Raw genomic sequence first — 16902 nt, 5'->3', positions numbered from 1 at the left:
GGCAGGCGCCCTTATTTGAAGCAGATTCGGTTGATCCACGCGCGGAATTCATCGGCTCCGGACAACATTTCAATTTCAACCCGCAGGAAATACAGTGGAAGGTCGCGCCGCTCGAGCATCGGAAACCGAACGGCATCCTTCTCCGTCGTAACGACGATCCGCGCGCCCCGCTGCAATCCCTTGTTGATCACATCAATGATTTCGAGCTGCGTGTAGCGGTGATGGTCAGCATAGCGCTTGTGGTACAAGACGCGCGCGCCGAGCCGGATCAGTTCGTCCTCGAACCCTTTTGGCGAAGCGATGCCGGAGACGGCCGCGACCGGCAACCCTTTGAGATAGTCAAGCGGAAGTCGCTCCTTCGTGTAGATGTCCTGCAGATATTTCGGAGAGTGCCTGCATTCCGAGATCTCCGCGTGCGGATTGTATCGCCGCAACAGTTGCTTGAGTTCGGTCGCGCCGTCGCCATTCGATTTGGTGATGAAAATAAATCCGGCGCGATTGATGTTGGAGATCGGCTCCCGCAGAATTCCCCGCGGCAGCAGCCGTCGGTTCCCAAACGGATTCGTCCGATCGACAAGCACGATATCGAGCCGGTGCTTCAAATGCAGGTATTGAAATCCGTCATCGAGGATCAGCGTGTCGCATCCGAATTTCTTGATGGCATATCGGCCAGCCTTCACGCGATTGGCATCCACGAGAACCACGACCTCGGGGAGATTTTGTGCCAGCATGAAGGGCTCGTCTCCGCTGAGCGCCGCATCAAGCAGCAGGTGTTTACCATCCGAGACTACGCGCGGCGGAGTCTGCTGAACGTCAAACGTGATCGCGCGCCACAGCCGCGTGAGGAGAGGATCTTCTTCCTTGCGGTATCCACGGCTGAGGATCGCCACTTTCCGGCCGCTGCGCTGCAGCGTGCGGGCGAAGACTTCGACAATCGGCGTTTTGCCGGTCCCGCCGACGGTGAGGTTGCCGATGCTGATCACCTGGCATCCTAGGGCGTGCGGACGGAAGATGCCCACGCGGTACAACCACAGTCGAATTTGAACCAGCGCATGGAAGACGAGTGAAAGCACCCAGAGGAAGGCTCGCAGCAATCCGGGCCAGAATCCATGCCGACGATCTTCGATGACGCTGAGGACATAGGCCTCGGCTCGTTCAATGAAATCGCGAGCTGCCATTCGCGCCGGGTAGATGGGCGGTTATTCCGGAGTCCGATTAGGGATGGTGCCAGCTTGCTCATCGAGGGTCAATCCCGCTGTCCCGATGCGCTCGATAATTCTGAAGATAACACATGCGAATCAGCAGGAACTGTCGCGATATCGCCCATCTCCAACAATTCGCGTGGCAGAAATTGGCGCCGTGCGTACACTTAATCTCATGCGTCTTGCAGTCCGACAAGGCTTCGCGATTGCTCAGTTAACGGCTCTGGAAGCTGTGCGTCTGCCAATCACTGTGTTGCTGACGGCGGCTGCGCTCACCTTTATCGCTTGCATGCCATTTGTGTTCACGCATACTTTGCATGAGGGCGAACGCCTCGTGCGCGACAGCGCCCTTGCTCTTCATTTTGTGCTCGGGCTCATCCTCGGCGTCCTGATCGCCTGTGCTGCGCTTCGCGCTGAACTCCGCGGCGGAACGGCATCCGCGATTTTGTCAAAGCCGGTGGCGCGGCCGGTATTTTTCATCGGAAAATACGTTGGTGTGGCTTTTGTCATGATGGCGTTTTCCCTGCTGATGGGATGCGCTGTGCTCCTCGCCACGCGGACGGCCTCCTTGCAATTCAGTTATGACTTGTGGGGCTCCGGCCCGCTTCTTGTGGCCATCCTCCTCGCGCTGGCAGCAGGGGGCGTTCAGAACTTTTTCCTGCGCGTGCCGTTTGCCTCGCGCGCGTTTGGCGCGTTGCTCCTTTTCGTGCCGGCCGCTGTCGTTGTCGGCGGCTTCGCGGGAAGTCACGCGGGGGATGCGTCCGAATCGTTCCATCTGCCTCTCGAAATTGTTCCGGCCTCAGCCTTGATTTCGCTTGCAATCCTGCTGCTGACGGGGATTGCGACTTCGCTCGCCACGAGGCTGGACATCGTGCCTTCGCTCGCCGTTTGCAGCTCAATTTTCATGCTAGGGCTCATGTCGGATTATTTATTTGCTCGCCGCGCCTCTAATTTTCCGCTCTTCGGTCTCGCTGATGCGGTTCTTCCCAACTTCCAACATTTCTGGGCAGCAGACGCGCTGGCGGGCGATGGCATCCCGTGGGCTTATGTGGGAAAGGCTGCTCTCTATACGTTGGCGTATCTCACGGCGGTAATCTCGTCCGGAATCGCTGCCTTTCGAGGCATGGAACTGCGCGGATGAAGTCGACCGCTGAACAAGCGATCGCCGTGGGGCTTGGCTCCCTGGCCTTGGGCGCCGCCGTAAATGCGGCACTTGCTTCAAAGGTTCCCCTCGCCTTCTGGGAAGGCTGGCTGGCGTTGACGGCGTGGGCCGCGATTGTCAGCGCATTGTCACTCGCGCACGCCCGGTTTCGCCGGCTTGCCAATGAAGAGTCGCAAGAGCGGAGCACCCAGAGCCCGGCTCAGACGGCGCTGTTCAGCACCGGATCCGACGAGCCGTTCACCGCGGCACGTTCCCTGGCGAGATTCGAAAGGTTCGGGATCCCCTCCGCTTCAGTTGCCCTGGCGCTCGGACTCGGGGCGTGGGCATGGATCAGGCTCCAACGACCGACAGCCCCGTCGGCCGACCTGCAGGTCGATCCGCTTGTCGCAACCGCCTTTCTCGTCGCGGAGGGCTTCGCTTTCTTTCTCTGCAGCCGCTTCCTCATCGCGATCTCACGAGACAAATCGACTGCCCCTGCGCGCCCGGCGGGGATCGCGCTGGGAATCATTTCGTTGGCAACCTTCGCCGCCGCAGCAGCTTCCGTTGCCTCACGTGTGGAGGGGTGGCAGGCGGACCGCATTCTGCAACTTCTTTTCCTGGTTGCCGGAGGGGTGCTCGCGATCGAGCAGGCTGTATTAGTTCTGGCCGCTTTCTATGTGCCGGTCCATCGAAGACTGCCGACCATCCAAAGTCGAATCGGCGAGTGGCTCACCGATCCGACCGGATGGTCCCGGTCGCTTGCATCATCTGTGGATTACCAATTCGGCGTCCGATCCGGACAGGAAGCGCTTCGCCATTTTCTTCGGAAGGGCGTTTTGCCCATCGTAGCGCTGGAGGCAGTCCTGTTGTACGGATTGACTTCGCTCGTGTTTATTGAGCCTCACGAAGTTGGCATCCGGGAGCGCCTCGGTCGACCCGTTTCGCCGGAATGGAGACTGGACAGCGGTTTCCACTTGCTGGCGCCCTGGCCTATCGAGACCGTGCGCCGGGTGGAAGCCAAGCGAATCTTGCGATTCGACGTTGGTTTCGAAGCGGGCACGGCCTCTCAACGTCCTGCGACGATACTCTGGACAGTGCCCCACTACTCGGATGAGGAAATTTTCGTGACGGCAGCCCGGCCGCGTGGTGGTCGAATTGACTCGGAAGCGGCCGGTGTCAATGTCGCCACGATCAATCTTTCGGTCGAGTATCGCGTCACGAACACCCTCGCCTTCGCCTATACACACCGTGATCCGGGTGAACTGCTCCGGGATTGTGCGTATCGCGTCGTGACGCGGACTTTCGCTGCCCGCGACCTTCTTGACCTGCTCGGAGGGGGGCGACGCGATTTCGCCGAGCATGTACGTGCTGAAATCCAGCGCGACGCTGACCGCCTTGGGATCGGAGTGGAAATTGAGTCAGTGATGGACCTGGGCATCCATCCGCCCGTGCCCGCCGCCGACGCGTTCCAGTCAGTGATTGCCGCGGTGGAACAAAGGCACGCCCGGTTACTGGAGGCAAGGGCCTATTCCGCCTCGGTCGCCCCGCGTGCGCAGGCCGAGACCGAGAAGATTCGCCTCGAGGCAGAGGCCGATGCAGAGTCCGTGCGACAGCGCGCGGCTTCGGAGGCCGCTTTTTTTTCAAGTCTTCTCGAATCGGATCGGGCCGCGTCGGCAGTGCTTCGACAGGATCTGCGGCTTACCGCCGTTCGGGACGCGCTGCACGACCGGCCGTATACTGTGCTCGCACACCCCGAGGCGAGAAAGAGCCTGTTTTTCGACCTCAGAGGCCAGAGCCTGCCGGAACTCTATGAGCTCGCTCCCTTTCCACTCGGAGATGAAACGCCATGACCGCACGTCGTTTGCCATTGGCTGTTGGATGCGCCCTCTTCGCGTTGTTCGCCGTGCTGCAGTTTTTGTTCATCGTCCGAGAGGGTGAGTTGGCCGTCATCACACGCATGGGCCGCCCTCACCGCACGATAAAAGAGGCGGGACTCCAAACGCGGCTCCCCTGGCCCCTTGAACGAGTTCACCGCTTCGACGGCCGGATCCATACGCTCCGGAGCGCCTATGAGGAGACCCTTACGGCCGACGGCAAAAATATCCTGATGTCCATGTATTGCGGATGGCGGATTCGCGACCCCCTTCTCTTTCTCGAGCGCCTGGGTTCAGTCGAGCAGGCTGAAGCCAGTCTGGACGGCCTGATTCGAACATACAAGAGCGCGGCCGTTGGGAAGGCACTCTTCTCCGAGTTGGTCAACACAGCGGCGGAGCGGCTTGTGCACGACCAGATCGAAAGGGAGGTTTTGGCGGCGGTCAGAAGTGAGGCGGACCGCAGATACGGGATTGAGGTTTGCTTCGTGGGAATACGGCGATTGGGTCTGCCGGACTCTATCCTTCAATCCGTGTATGAGCGCATGCGCGCTGAGCGAAAAGAGTTGGCCGAGCAGTATCGATCCGAAGGCGAGGCGGAAGCCATTCGAATTCGAGCGCGGGCCGACAGCGAGCGCGCACAGTTTCTGGCCCGCGCGGAGGCGGATGCCCGCCGGATTCGCGCCGAGGCAGAAGCGGAGGCCGCCAAATCCTATCGGATTTTCGCTGAAAATCTTGAGCTGGCCCTTTGGCTCCGCAAGCTAGATGCGCTTCGGGAGACCGTCGGGGAGCGTGCCACGCTGGTTCTCGGAGCGGATGTGGAGCCTTTCGACCTCCTGCTGCCGACACCGAATACCCCTCCAGGCAACACGTCCTCCAAGACAATTCCCGATCCGTGAAACAAGGACCTCTTAAACAAATACCGGCTACCGGACAGGAGGCGCTCGCTAACGCGCTGCGGTCAGCCTTTCGCATCCTGCGGTTGCTCCTCGTACTGGTCGGTATCGGTTATGCGGCCTCGGGGATATTCATCGTCGACCAGCATGAGCGTGCGATCGTGCTGCTTTTCGGGAAGGCTGCCGGAACTGGCGCCGATGTCATCGCCGAACCAGGATTGCACTGGACGCTTCCCCGACCCTTCACGGAGATCATCCGAATTCCGGCGGGGCGCGTCCAAAGCGTTACCACAGCCCGTTTTTGGCATTCCGTCGATGAGGCGACTCGCTCCGCTCGCATGGCGGAAGGCCTGGACGAAGTAGGCCCGGGCTATGCCATGACCGGGGACGCGAATGTCCTGCACTCCCGATGGGCCGTGCGATATACCATCGCTGACCCGAGGCGGTACGCTTTCGGGCATGAGGATCCGACGCGCACCCTGCTCGCGGAGTTGGAGCGGGCGGTGATCCGCGTCAGCGCGGCCTATCCGATCGACCGTGCGATGCGGGGCGATATCGATTCGCTTCGCGCGGATGTCGAGGCCGAGCTTCGAAGACGCATGGACGAAATCGGGCTCGCCCTGCGAATACAGGGAGTGGATTTACTCGCGGTTGCGCCGCCTAAGGAGACGGCGTCCGCATTCGACTCAGTCATTCAGGCCGCCCAAGAGCGCGACCAGCAGAGCAACCAGGCGAGGGCGGAGGCAACCCGAACCTTGAACGAAGCGAAGGCGGAGGCTGACCGGGCCCGCGTTGCTGCCGAGTCCGAAAAGGAGCGGCGTGTGGCGACGGTAACCGCTCGGGCGGACGCCTTTCGATCGCTTCAATCTGCCTGGGAGAAGGATCCTGCGCTCGTCAGGGAAACATTGCGCCAGGATGCGGTCCGAGAGGCGCTAGCCAACGCGGGGCGAAAGGTGATTGTTGCCGGCGGGAAAGAAACGGAGCTGCGCATGAATTTTGGATCGCCGCCTTCCGCGGTACGGGAGTCGACTGCCCCGTGAAGCGTACCGCCCCATCAGCCTCGTGCGGCTGCTCACCGGCGGCACCTGAAAATCACGCCCATCATCGGGTTCGGGCGGGATGGCTTTGGACGGGGGCGGCCTTGGTGCTCAATTCCTATGTAGCGGACTGGCTTCTGCCTGACAATCCGCTGGCTGCGGAGATGAGCGCGGCGGCGGGGGCCCTGGTTCTGGCGGCTCCGATCTTCCTCGCCGCTCTGCGCGACCTTATCCGCGGGCACCTGCATATGGATGAACTGGTCGCGCTGGCCGTCCTAGCGGCCATGGCGCAGGGCGATTTCCGAACCGCGGGCATTGTTGCCTTTTTCATGTTGCTCTCGCTCGTGATCGAAACTCGCACAGCCGAGGGCGCGCACCGGGCGATTGAAAGCCTGATCCGTCTTACCCCAGCAGTGGCGCGGCGAATTCGACCCGACGGCACGGAAGAGGAAGTGCCCGCCAGCCATCTTCGTCCCGGCGACCTAATTCGAATCCGCCCGGGCGACCACGTGGCTGCCGATGGCGTGATTCGCGGCGGACGGACCACCCTCGACGAATCTGCGATTACGGGAGAATCGCTACCCGTCGACCGTGAACCCGGCAACGAGGTATTTGCCGGAACCCTGAATCTGACGGGCGCCATCGACGTCGAGGTGACTCGAGCAGGGGAAGACACAACAATTGGCCGCGTTCGCGAGCTTATCCTCGCCGCGGAGAAGACCCGGCTGCCGGTCATGCGGCTTGTTGACCGATACGCCGGTTACTACACCCCGGCCGTCCTGATGCTTGCGGCGATCGTCTGGTACTTTACAGATGATTGGGACCGGGTCGTTGCCCTTTTGGTGATTTCGTGCCCCTGTGCTTTTATCCTGGCCATGCCCACCGCGATGGTCGCGGCGTTATCCGCCGCGGCGCGAAGGGGGATTCTCATCAAAGACGTGGCATATCTCGAGGGTGCTGCGCAAATCGATGCGTTTGTTTTCGACAAGACGGGCACATTGACCTCCGGGATGCTGGGCGTGGTCCGTCTCGCCCCGGTTAGGAACGTCGAGCCCGCGCGGCTGCTCGGAGCGGCCGCTGCCGCCGAGTCCCTTAGCCAGCATCCGGCGGCCCGCGCGATTCTCCAGCTCGCGGAACAGGCGGGAATCGCACCGGCTTCCGTCACCGATTTTCACGAAGAACCGGGCCGTGGGGTCCGCGCGCGTTTGGGAGACAGGCTTCTCGTGTGCGGGCGGGCCTCATGGTTGCGGGAAAACGGGGTGACCGATCCGTCGCTCGAATCCGACTCCGAGGCCCGCGTGGAATCCTTGAGCACCATCCACGTGGCGGAAGGCGGCGCTTATCTGGGCTGGATCGGTCTTCGCGATCAGATCCGGCCGGAAGCAAGTCAGGCCCTCGCCGAGTTAGCCGCCATGTCCGGCATTCGAAAACTGGCCATGGTCACGGGAGATCGAGAGGCCGTTGCGCGACGACTGGCAGATGAAATCGGCGCCGCAGCCGGATCGATTGAATGGCGAGCCGAATGCCTACCTGCCGAAAAGGTGGATTGGGTCAATTCGCTAAAAGCGAAAGGCTATCGGGTCGCTTTTGTGGGAGATGGCGTGAACGACGCCCCCGCGCTCGCGGCAAGCGATACTGGCATTGCGATGGGGGTCGCCGGGCGCGACGTGGCGATTCACAGTGCGGCGATTGCCCTCATGAGCAACGATCTTCGGCGCATCCCCTTCCTGATTCGACTGTCCCGCTCGGCCCGCAAGGTCGTCTATCAAAATCTCGCCATCGGTCTGGTCTTCATCGCCGTGGGACTCTCTCTGTCCGGCCTTGGCTGGATGCATCCCATCCTGGCCGCCCTCACTCACAATGCCGGTTCGATGATTGTTGTCTTCAACAGTGCGCGTCTAGTCCGAGAAGGCGAAGAGGAGGATGTCGGCCGGCCCGACGGGACGGACCACCTCAATCCTCGGCCGATGGAGAGCCCCCAAAATTCCTGACTGCTTCTGCAGCGGTTGAGGGCTCGCCGGCCTTGCCGAAGTGAGTTGGACGGCTAGGCAGTCCCACTCAGGGATTCGCCACAGCACGATCCGGCGTACTCGACGTTGGGTGTCGTCGAATTCAAGACCTTGCAGTAGGCGTCAATGAGCCGCAGACGAACAGGAACGGCCTTTTCAGCGAGATGCTGCTGCAAACGGGAATACTCTAGTCGTCCCTCGGGCGTCTCAATCCGTACGGGGGCATAACCATATCGACTCAGATCGTAGGGGCTTGCGCGCATGTCAAGCTCTCGGATTTCGAGAGCCAACAGGAATGCGTCGCCGACCAGCTCCGATTCGACCCAGGGCCAAATTTTCATCGCCCATTTGTATAAATCCATGTTGGTGTGGAGGCAGCCGCGCTGTTCGAGCTCGATTCGATTTTGCGCAGAGGGCTGCAACCGGTTGAGCGGACGCGCCGCGGGGGTGAAAAAGCGAAATGCATCGTAATGGGAACAAGCGATGCGCTGCACCTCGACGAATTTTGCCAGTTCGTCGTCCCCCATCCTTAGCGGGACACCCGAATGGCGGCGAGAAGAAGCGCGGTAGACCATCGCCCATTCATGCATGCCGAAACATCCGAAACGCGGCGGCCGGCTCGCCGTCGTCTCAAGCAGATTCAATATCCAACGGATCCCCTCGAGACGAGTGGGCGAGAAGCGTGGACTCCTGAGGGCAACTCCGCCATCGCGTTCTTCATACCGAGGGTCCCGCAAAAACTCACGGGCTCGATCCCCTTCTAGAATCACGCCGAGTCCCGGGCTCCAGCGCAGGAGCGCCGACGCCCGATACCCGTAATACTGAAATAGGAAATCGATTACCGGGTGCGATTCATGGCGGGATTGCCTCGCGAGATGAGGTTCGACCACCGGCCGCAGCCGTTCCTCATGAGCTGCCCGACGGGCGGTCCATTCCGCCTCGGAAAGTCGGTAGAAGGTCCCATCAGTTGGGGCTGGTTTGAACGTCATCATGCAATGGTTTCTTGCCAAATTCGAAAGGAGACATTACACCCACTGAGATCTTTTCACGGAGGCTTCAAATGTCGACTCGTATTTTTCGGATCTTCGCCATCTATCTTGCCGGCTTTTTCGCGGCGAAAGCTCAAGAAACTGAACAAGCCGCCCGATGGTGGGAGAATTTGGAAGTCGGAACTCGGGCTCTCCACATTTGGCTCGCCGAGGATACGCGTAAAGGAACGCTCAACCCTTTTGCCGACCCGTCCCGCCCGACCTCGTATTCGGGTCGTTTCATCGGGACCATCAGTGAATTGGAAGTCGACCAGAACTACATGCCTACCCGAATCTACGCGCAGTATTTTTTCCACAAACATTTCGGCGTCGGGCTGTCCTATGACGAAATGGATATTGACACTCGGGACGAGGATGGGTCTGACGGATATATCAATCTTTACGGACCAATCGTTTACGCAATTGGCCGCATGAAGGTGGAAGAGCGGATCTCACCCTTCGCCGAACTGGGAATCGGTCTCTTTTCCACCGAATTCGAGGCTGACGAATCGTGGCGTCGGGCCGGACCCTTTGGTCGTCGCGTCATGGATATAGATGATCCGCTGGCTGCCGTGGTGGGACTGGGTATCGACATCTCGCTCTCCGAAAACTTCTCGCTGAACGTTTACACCCGCGCGATTCTCAACGCCACAGTCGACGCCAAGGCGTACTACAGCAAAAATGCCGATGAGCCGTTCGCCTTCGGCGAATTCCCCCTTGATTCCTACGGGATTGGCCTCGGCATCCTTTACGCCTTTTGATTCGAGCACCGGCCCCATCAACGCCGTGGTCCGACCTTAGGGCAGGCGGATGGTGGCTCGATACACGCGGGCTGGTTCCTCATGGGTGACGGGAATCGTCACCGAACCGCCTGTGCCCGTGGCCATCGGCAGATGCGGAATCCAAATCGGCGTCGCCAGATTTGTTGTCGAATCGACCCCGTAGAGCCGTTGGACCGAGGTCGGTTCAATCCAAACGCGAGGGCTCGAGTCGGGGCCCAGCGTTATGCCGGCTCGCGGGAAGGAGGCCGCCGGATCCAGCGGATTCAAATCGGCCACCCACGCCTCGAGCAACGTGTAGGAACCTTCCGCGGCGAGCGCATCGGGGCTCGCGTTGGTCGGATTTCCAAAATACTCCGACTCCCACCAATCCGGCAGACCATCTTGGTCGGCGTCATGGGCATTAGAGCGGGCGATCCCAAGATAGTTTGCGAATAGCGCATATCGGATGTTATCGCCCGGGTGACCACCGTTGTAGAACCTGACCTTGGCCGCAGGATATAATAGACTGCTGGACAACAGATTCGTTTGAAAACCGTCGTTGCGCGCCAATGAAACGGTGAGCTGATTGCTGCCAAGTTGCGTTGCGGCAATTCGGAGAATCGTGGTGGGCGACCAGTAGGTCGAGAGATGGATTGGAGACCCGTTTGTCCACCTGAAAGTCAGGAGGTCACCCGGTCCGAAATTGACGTTGAACAGCTCTTCATCGTTGTTCGCCAACAGGCTCAAGCCGCGGGCGCCGCCGTTCCAGTTGTATGCGATAGTCACGCTGAATGTATCCCCGGACCTGAGCGGCGACCCGAAGGTTCGAATCGCATTTACGAAAGCGCCGCCCGCCCCGCCGAAGAAGCGAAAAGCCGCGCCATTTTCTGAATTGATGTTGGCACTCGCCGCGCTCGAGTTGAAGAGATCCGCGGTGGCATTCCCGCTGGAGTCGATGACCCACGGACCAAAGCCGCGCCCCTGGTTCGCGCCGTGCGTGAAATTGGACGGAGCCGCGCCGTAATTGCCAGCGTGGTCTGATGCGGGCGCAAAGATATAACGGCGAAAGACAACCCGGTCGAGCCATCCGCGATCTTCACCCCATGCAATGCTGAAATCCTTTACATAGGTCCATCGCAACTCGTGAACCCCATTGGAGAGCTCAACATGGCGTGTTTCCCAATCATTCTCGCCGCTGATGCTGGCCCGCGTAATCCCATTGACCTCAAAGTTGAGGAAATCATAGCCCTCCTCCGAAGAGACCTTCCAATCGAACGACAAGATCCCCGGGCCTTCCACTGTTGTCTCAATCCAACTGGCTTCATCATCTCCGATCGCGCCGCTCTCTGCGGCATCGACCCCGTCGGCTGACACGTTGGTTTGCGCAATCCAGCGGACCGCCCCTCCGGAAGACCATACCATTTCGCAGGCGTCCACGGCGTCGCACAGTTGCGGCTCAACCAACAGCAGGACTTCCCTGATGTTGGTCACTCCGGACGACTGATTGACGAATTCAACCGAACCGCCATAGCTTCCAGGCAAAAGCGAAAAGGCCGAGGGCGCGATCGTAATCTGGACACTCGAGGTCTGCAGTGGCTCCAGCAGCCCTTCAGAGGGTGAGACACTCATCCAGTTGGCGGAGGCGGATGCTGACCAAGAGATCGGCGAAGTACCCTGGTTCGACAGCCTGTAGATGATGGATGGCGGAGAGAACGGGCCGCCTTCCGGACCTCTCATAAGCGCTCCGCCCGGCGGTGAAATGTTCAGAGCGTCGGGCAATCCCGAACCGGCTAGCCAGACGGTGGTTGTCGGAGAAAACCGATCATTCGACAGAATCCACACCCGGCCCGTGTGGCTGCCGGGGGTTCGAGGCGCATAATGGACCGTGAGCGGCAGTTCGCCCCCCGGCGGCACTATGGCGGGAAGAATCTCAGCGCCTTCGATATGGAAATGGGGGGAAATTCGGCGCAACGCCCTTTCAAGATTGAGGCGACCTCCCGACAACACGCGGTTCGTCCACTCCGGCAAAACATCCACGCCGCTTATGATCGCCTCCTTTACGGCCTGATCGGAGAGAAGCGGATTGAGTGACCAGATCAGCGCGGCAGCCCCTGCGACATGGGGCGTGGCCATCGAAGTGCCGCTAAAATTCGTGTACCCTCCACCAGGTACGGTACTCAGGATCGTGGACCCGGGCGCCGCAAGATGGACGGTAGTCCGGCCATAGGAAGAAAACGCCGAACGTTGGTCGTTATGGTCGCTGCTGGCGACCGCCAAAATATTTGAGCAGGGATAGGAAGCCGGGTAGGAAGGAGCTACATCATTGTCAGAATTGGAGTTTCCTGCCGCGGCAACGAAGAGGTGCCCTGCCGCTGAAGCCGCATCGATCATGTTTTTGAGCGCGTGGGACCAGCCCCCGCCGCCCCACGAGTTGTTCGAAATTCGGGCGCCCATGTCGATCGCGTATTCAAGAGCCGCGACGGCGTCCGCCGTGTACCCCGCACCCGATTGATTCAGAAATTTTAGCGCCATCATTCGCGCACGCCAGTTGACGCCGACCACGCCGATCCCATTGTCGCCCCTCGCGCCGATCGTGCCGGCAACGTGTGTGCCATGGGCGTTGTCGTCCATCGGATCTCCGCTGACGGGCACACCGGTCCCGGAGGTCCATCGTGCACCGTACACATCGTCAATAACGCCGTTCGCATCGTCATCAACCCCGTTGTCCGGAATTTCGCCTGGATTTCGCCACATGTTCTCCACTAGATCCGGATGGGAGTAATCGATCCCCGTATCGATAACGGCCACGATGACGTTGCTCCCGCCCCGCACAAGCGACCATGCAGCGGGCGCGCGAATATCCGCGCCGGGCATTCCCCCCGTCTGACCCACGTTTCGGAGGCCCCAAAGCTGCCCGAAGAGCGGATCGTTTGGAATTATGAGGGTGGACACCAAGTAGTTGAGGTCCGCGTAGGCGACCGCAGGATCCGCGAGATACTGTTTTCGGACGGCGTGAATGTCCGCTTGTTTGTTCAACTCCACAACATCGGCCGCAATCCGTCGAAAACGCCGCAGCCTCTCCGCGCCAATCCGACGATGAATCGCGTCCCGTTGAGCCGCCTGAATTCCATCTTTGAAACCTACGATAAGAATGTGCGGATGATAAGGCTCACGAGGGCGGTCGGTCTGGCGGAACTTCGGCACCGAGTCAACCGTCAACCCCCCGGCCTCCGAGGCATCAGCACTGAACAGGCCGATACCGAAAATCTCCAACGGACGGTCCGCGCTGATGTTGGCGATCCGGATCTGCTCACTTCGTGAATTTCCCACCGTCAGATCGCCGAACGGCATCGCTGTGTCATTGGTCGGCGAGATGCTGTCCCATACAATGATTTCGCCAGGTAGCTGCTGAACAAGAATCCTCACCTGTCGTTTGATCACGCCGCCCGACACGGTGTTGCTGAACACGAGCATCTGGTGCTGCTCGCCCGGCGGCAATTCATCCGCCAAAGAGGCAACTCTCGCCGTGATTATCTGGGCGTCGTGGGGCGCCACAACTCCGTTTGATGGCGCCAAAGACAGCCATGAAGCGGACGCCGCTACAGACCAGGGGATCGGATTCGAGGAATGATTGCGTACGGTGAACAGTCGCTCATCCGGGCTGAAAGGCCCCCCTTCAAATCCGGAAATTTCCCAGCGCGTGGGCGGCTCGACCGATAACGCGACCTCGCCGGATTCAATCAGTCTGATCAAATTTTCGAAAAAGCGGATTGCCTGGTTCGTGGGGAGGGCATCAGCGGTGAAACCCAGAATGGCGGTCCTGCGCTGATTTCCCCACACTAGGGCCGAGCGGCCGTCGCGGTATTCCGCGATTGATTCCGAACCGGTCTGCGGGGAAAGACCCCACGAGAATCGGGGTTGTCCTGGATTGAACAAAGTCATTGGGTTTGAAATACCTGCGGAAAGATCCGGCTCCGTGATGATCACCGGGTTTCGATTGTCCGACCCGACCGGCGCCGCGCCGAATAACTCTGCCCACATCGGATTTTTGGAGCGGTCAATGAGCAGAGCGCGCCCACCGTTCGACAAATAGTTGGACATCGCCGAAAACGCAGCCGGCGAAGGCGGGCCATTCTGCGAGACCGCTGCAGCAATGAAGTATTCGCCGGTCTGCAAGCTCGACACAAATGCGGGCCAATTGGTGGCCACCCGCACCAGATATCCAACGCTCCGCAAGGCCGGCAATACAGGATCCGGGCGGCGGTGACGATCCGCAAAGTAGAGGGCGGTATAATCCGGACGCGCGGCACTCAATCGCACCGACCGCGCATGGATTCGCCCGCTAGTCTGGTTCGTAAAATAGATCCAACCCTCATATAGGCCCGGCGCCAAAGTCTGGGCCACAGCCGAAACGGACACTGTCACGCTAACGGTCTCCCCCGAAGCCAGAACGCCCGAGCGCGGTGAGATCTCAAGCCAATTGACCGAAAGTCCGGACGACCATGAAATGGTCAGGGCCATCGAATTTGAGAGAACATAAACGAATTCGGCCGGCGCAAACGGACCACCGGCGATACCGGCAGGCTCATAAGCCGAAGCAGGGGATACTCGCAGCTCGTCGAACGGCGGATAAGACGTCAAGTCGCTCTCGGCAAAATTCGCCGGTAAACCATTCCCGGCCGAAATGCCGGCGAGGCCGTCTCGCGCAGCCAAAGCCAGCCAAGTGATGCGAATTCGGCCATCGAAGAACAGCTCCGCCTGGAAACTGTTTGGGGAGCTTGCGCCGTATTCCGGGACATTTTGATAAGTGAGGACAAAGCGATCTGCCAACTGCTTGCGTGAAACGATTCCGCCGCTCGCCGGGTTCAGGTCGTCGAACAACAGCGAGATGCGGGGCCGGTCAAAGTGAGTGGAAAGACGTTCAACGTAGCGGGTGTCTCCCGTACCGAATGAAATATATCCATTGGATCCAACAAACAAATTTGTGTAGGCGACACCATAAAGTTTCACAGAAGGACCGCCGGTGATGGCGACGGCGACGAAGGAATCATCCCCGAGAGAAAGCGGAACACCTCCGGAGGGATCGACAAAAAAATTCGTCGCCGGGTCGGAGAAGGCCGAATATCGATTTAGTGAACCGTCGGGGATCAGCGTCAAGGTCTTGTAGGAGAGGTCGTTGTCGTTCGCGGAGAAGATCTCCGTAAAATAATCGGTCGGGTCCCCACCCACTGTTACGCTCGCGTGGCGAGCCGCGGAATAGAAGGTCGTGGACCCGGTCGAGTATACCGCCCAGATCGAATAGAATCTTCGCTGCCCCACTTCCAGCGGCTCATCCCGTACCGCTTCAGCAACCCCGGTATAAACCAGCGCACCTTCGGACCAATTGCCGGGATAGCCATTCGTGTTCGAACGAACGACAACATGAGAGAACAAAGCCGACGTCGGGCTTGACCAGACCAGATCCACATAATTGGAGAAATCAGCGCTGCTCGCGAAAAAGGAGGATACCGGTTGAACGACCGGCGGCAACAGGCCGATCCGCACGCTTTCGCCGACATCCAAACGACCACCAGTGACCGTCTTCCCCTCCCAGACAGGAAGGCGGCGCGCTCCATCGAGGATCATTTGCTTTAATTGTTCCGCCGTAGCATTCGGAAAAATTGACTTCAGGAGAGCGGCCGCGCCGGCGACATGCGGAGTGGCCATTGATGTCCCGCTGTAGTCGTCATATCCGGCACCGGGCACCGTACTGCGAATTGCACTGCCCGGCGCAGCCAGGTCTACGGATGAACGACCATAGGAGCTGAATGATGACATCCTATCCCTTCGATCGCTGGACGCCACAGCGATGATGTTCCACGCATCGTAAGAGGCGGGATACATTGGAACTGAATCGTTGTCATTGTTGCTGTTTCCGGCAGCGGCGATAAAAAGCTGGTCTGCGTCCCCCGCTGCCTCAATGGCCTCCTCAAGGGCCTGCGAAAAACGGCCTCCACCCCATGAATTGTTGAGGATATGGGCGCCCTTTGAGATCGCGTATTCGATCGCGGCGATCGCATCCGCAGTCCAACCGGATCCACTATCGTCCAGAAATTTGAGAGCCATCAACCGAACGGCCCAGTTGACTCCTGCGACGCCGAGATTGTTATTGCCGACAGCGCCGATCGTTCCCCCGACGTGTGTTCCGTGTCCATCTCCATCCATCGGATTGCCGGAGGTCGGAGATCCATCACCGTTGGTCCAACGCGCGCCGAAGACGTCGTCAACAATACCGTTTCCATCGTCATCTACCGCATTTCCTGGAATCTCACCGGGGTTTTGCCAGAGATTGGCGACGAGGTCGGGGTGTGTAACGTCGATTCCCGTATCGATCACAGCGACGATGACATTTGTATTTCCGGTACCATAGAGCGCCCAAACATTTGTCACATTAATGTCGGCTCCGGGAACTCCGCCACCCTGTCCTATGTTTCGTAGACCCCACAGGTCTGAAAACATCGGATCATTCGGGACTACTAATTTTCGAAGCCGGTAATTAGGCTCAACAAATCGGACCTCACGACGGCTGCGGTAGGCCTTGATGGCGCGTTCGCGGTCGGCCTCACGGCGAATGCGGACCACGTCCACTTTCGAGCGTTTGAACTCACGGATAAACTGCGCCCCGACTCGTCGATGAGCCGCGATTCGAGCCTCTTTCCGCCAGCTATCGCGCCACCCTACTAGAAAGATCTCCGGGTGCGCTTCAGCCACCGGTTCGACAGTTCCGCCCTGCGCTCCGCCAATCGGACCGGGATCTGCCATCGCCGGGATCGGCGTCGCGTGCAGCCATATGACGAGCAGCCACGCGCTGACAACACGGCTCACAATTAAATACTACAACATACAGACGAATTTTTCATGAACGTTTTGGCGATGAATCGTTGCCTTCGTCCGCGCCGCTGTATTGGCGCCATTTTC

General features: G+C 59.6%; 9 protein-coding genes. 6 read left to right on the top strand and 3 right to left on the bottom strand.

All coding sequences use genetic code 11. The features are described 5' to 3' along the window. Positions 1 to 11 precede the first annotated feature (11 nt). Positions 12 to 1178 carry a tetraacyldisaccharide 4'-kinase gene (gene lpxK / locus NZ740_08805; GenBank protein ID MCS6772106.1) on the bottom strand — a complete coding sequence of 389 codons (1167 nt, stop codon included), beginning with the start codon at positions 1176 to 1178 and terminating at the stop codon, positions 12 to 14. A gap of 256 nt (positions 1179 to 1434) precedes the next feature. On the opposite strand from lpxK, the gene NZ740_08800 reads away from it, so the two are divergent. Genes NZ740_08800 through NZ740_08780 form a run of 5 tightly spaced genes read left to right on the top strand, consistent with a single transcriptional unit; the run spans position 1435 to position 8138 of the window. After that, a complete protein-coding gene (locus tag NZ740_08800) occupies positions 1435 to 2343 on the top strand; it encodes a hypothetical protein (protein MCS6772105.1) in 909 nt (302 codons plus the stop codon). Further along, positions 2340 to 4193 (top strand): protease modulator HflK, encoded by a 1854-nt coding sequence (locus tag NZ740_08795; GenBank protein MCS6772104.1) that lies wholly within the window; start codon positions 2340 to 2342, stop codon positions 4191 to 4193. The genes NZ740_08800 and NZ740_08795 overlap by 4 nt, the downstream gene beginning before the upstream one ends. Beyond that, the gene (locus tag NZ740_08790; GenBank protein ID MCS6772103.1) at positions 4190 to 5113 is read left to right on the top strand and encodes a protease modulator HflC; all 924 of its coding nucleotides are present in this window, start codon (positions 4190 to 4192) and stop codon (positions 5111 to 5113) included. The genes NZ740_08795 and NZ740_08790 overlap by 4 nt, the downstream gene beginning before the upstream one ends. Then, positions 5110 to 6150, top strand: coding sequence for a protease modulator HflK (locus tag NZ740_08785; protein MCS6772102.1), 1041 nt, complete (start codon positions 5110 to 5112; stop codon positions 6148 to 6150). The genes NZ740_08790 and NZ740_08785 overlap by 4 nt, the downstream gene beginning before the upstream one ends. After that, entirely contained in the window at positions 6147 to 8138 is a 1992-nt protein-coding gene (locus NZ740_08780) for a cation-translocating P-type ATPase (GenBank protein ID MCS6772101.1), read from the top strand. The genes NZ740_08785 and NZ740_08780 overlap by 4 nt, the downstream gene beginning before the upstream one ends. 53 nt (positions 8139 to 8191) lie before the next feature. Here the strand turns inward: NZ740_08780 and NZ740_08775 are convergent, their stop codons facing one another. Then, positions 8192 to 9148: a 3-methyladenine DNA glycosylase gene (locus tag NZ740_08775; protein MCS6772100.1), complete on the bottom strand. Its 957-nt coding sequence runs from the start codon at positions 9146 to 9148 to the stop codon at positions 8192 to 8194. Between the two features lie 68 nt (positions 9149 to 9216). On the opposite strand from NZ740_08775, the gene NZ740_08770 reads away from it, so the two are divergent. Continuing rightward, positions 9217 to 9945: a hypothetical protein gene (locus NZ740_08770; protein ID MCS6772099.1), complete on the top strand. Its 729-nt coding sequence runs from the start codon at positions 9217 to 9219 to the stop codon at positions 9943 to 9945. A gap of 36 nt (positions 9946 to 9981) precedes the next feature. On the opposite strand, the gene NZ740_08765 is transcribed toward NZ740_08770, so the two are convergent. Continuing rightward, positions 9982 to 16809 carry a S8 family serine peptidase gene (locus tag NZ740_08765; GenBank protein ID MCS6772098.1) on the bottom strand — a complete coding sequence of 2276 codons (6828 nt, stop codon included), beginning with the start codon at positions 16807 to 16809 and terminating at the stop codon, positions 9982 to 9984. Between the last annotated feature and the right edge of the window lie 93 nt (positions 16810 to 16902).

It is taken from the genome of Kiritimatiellia bacterium (genome assembly GCA_025054615.1).
GTDB lineage: Bacteria > Verrucomicrobiota > Kiritimatiellia > CAIVKH01 > CAIVKH01 > JANWZO01.
Note: the sequence above shows the minus strand (reverse complement) of the source record. Positions and strands in the feature narration are given on the sequence as shown.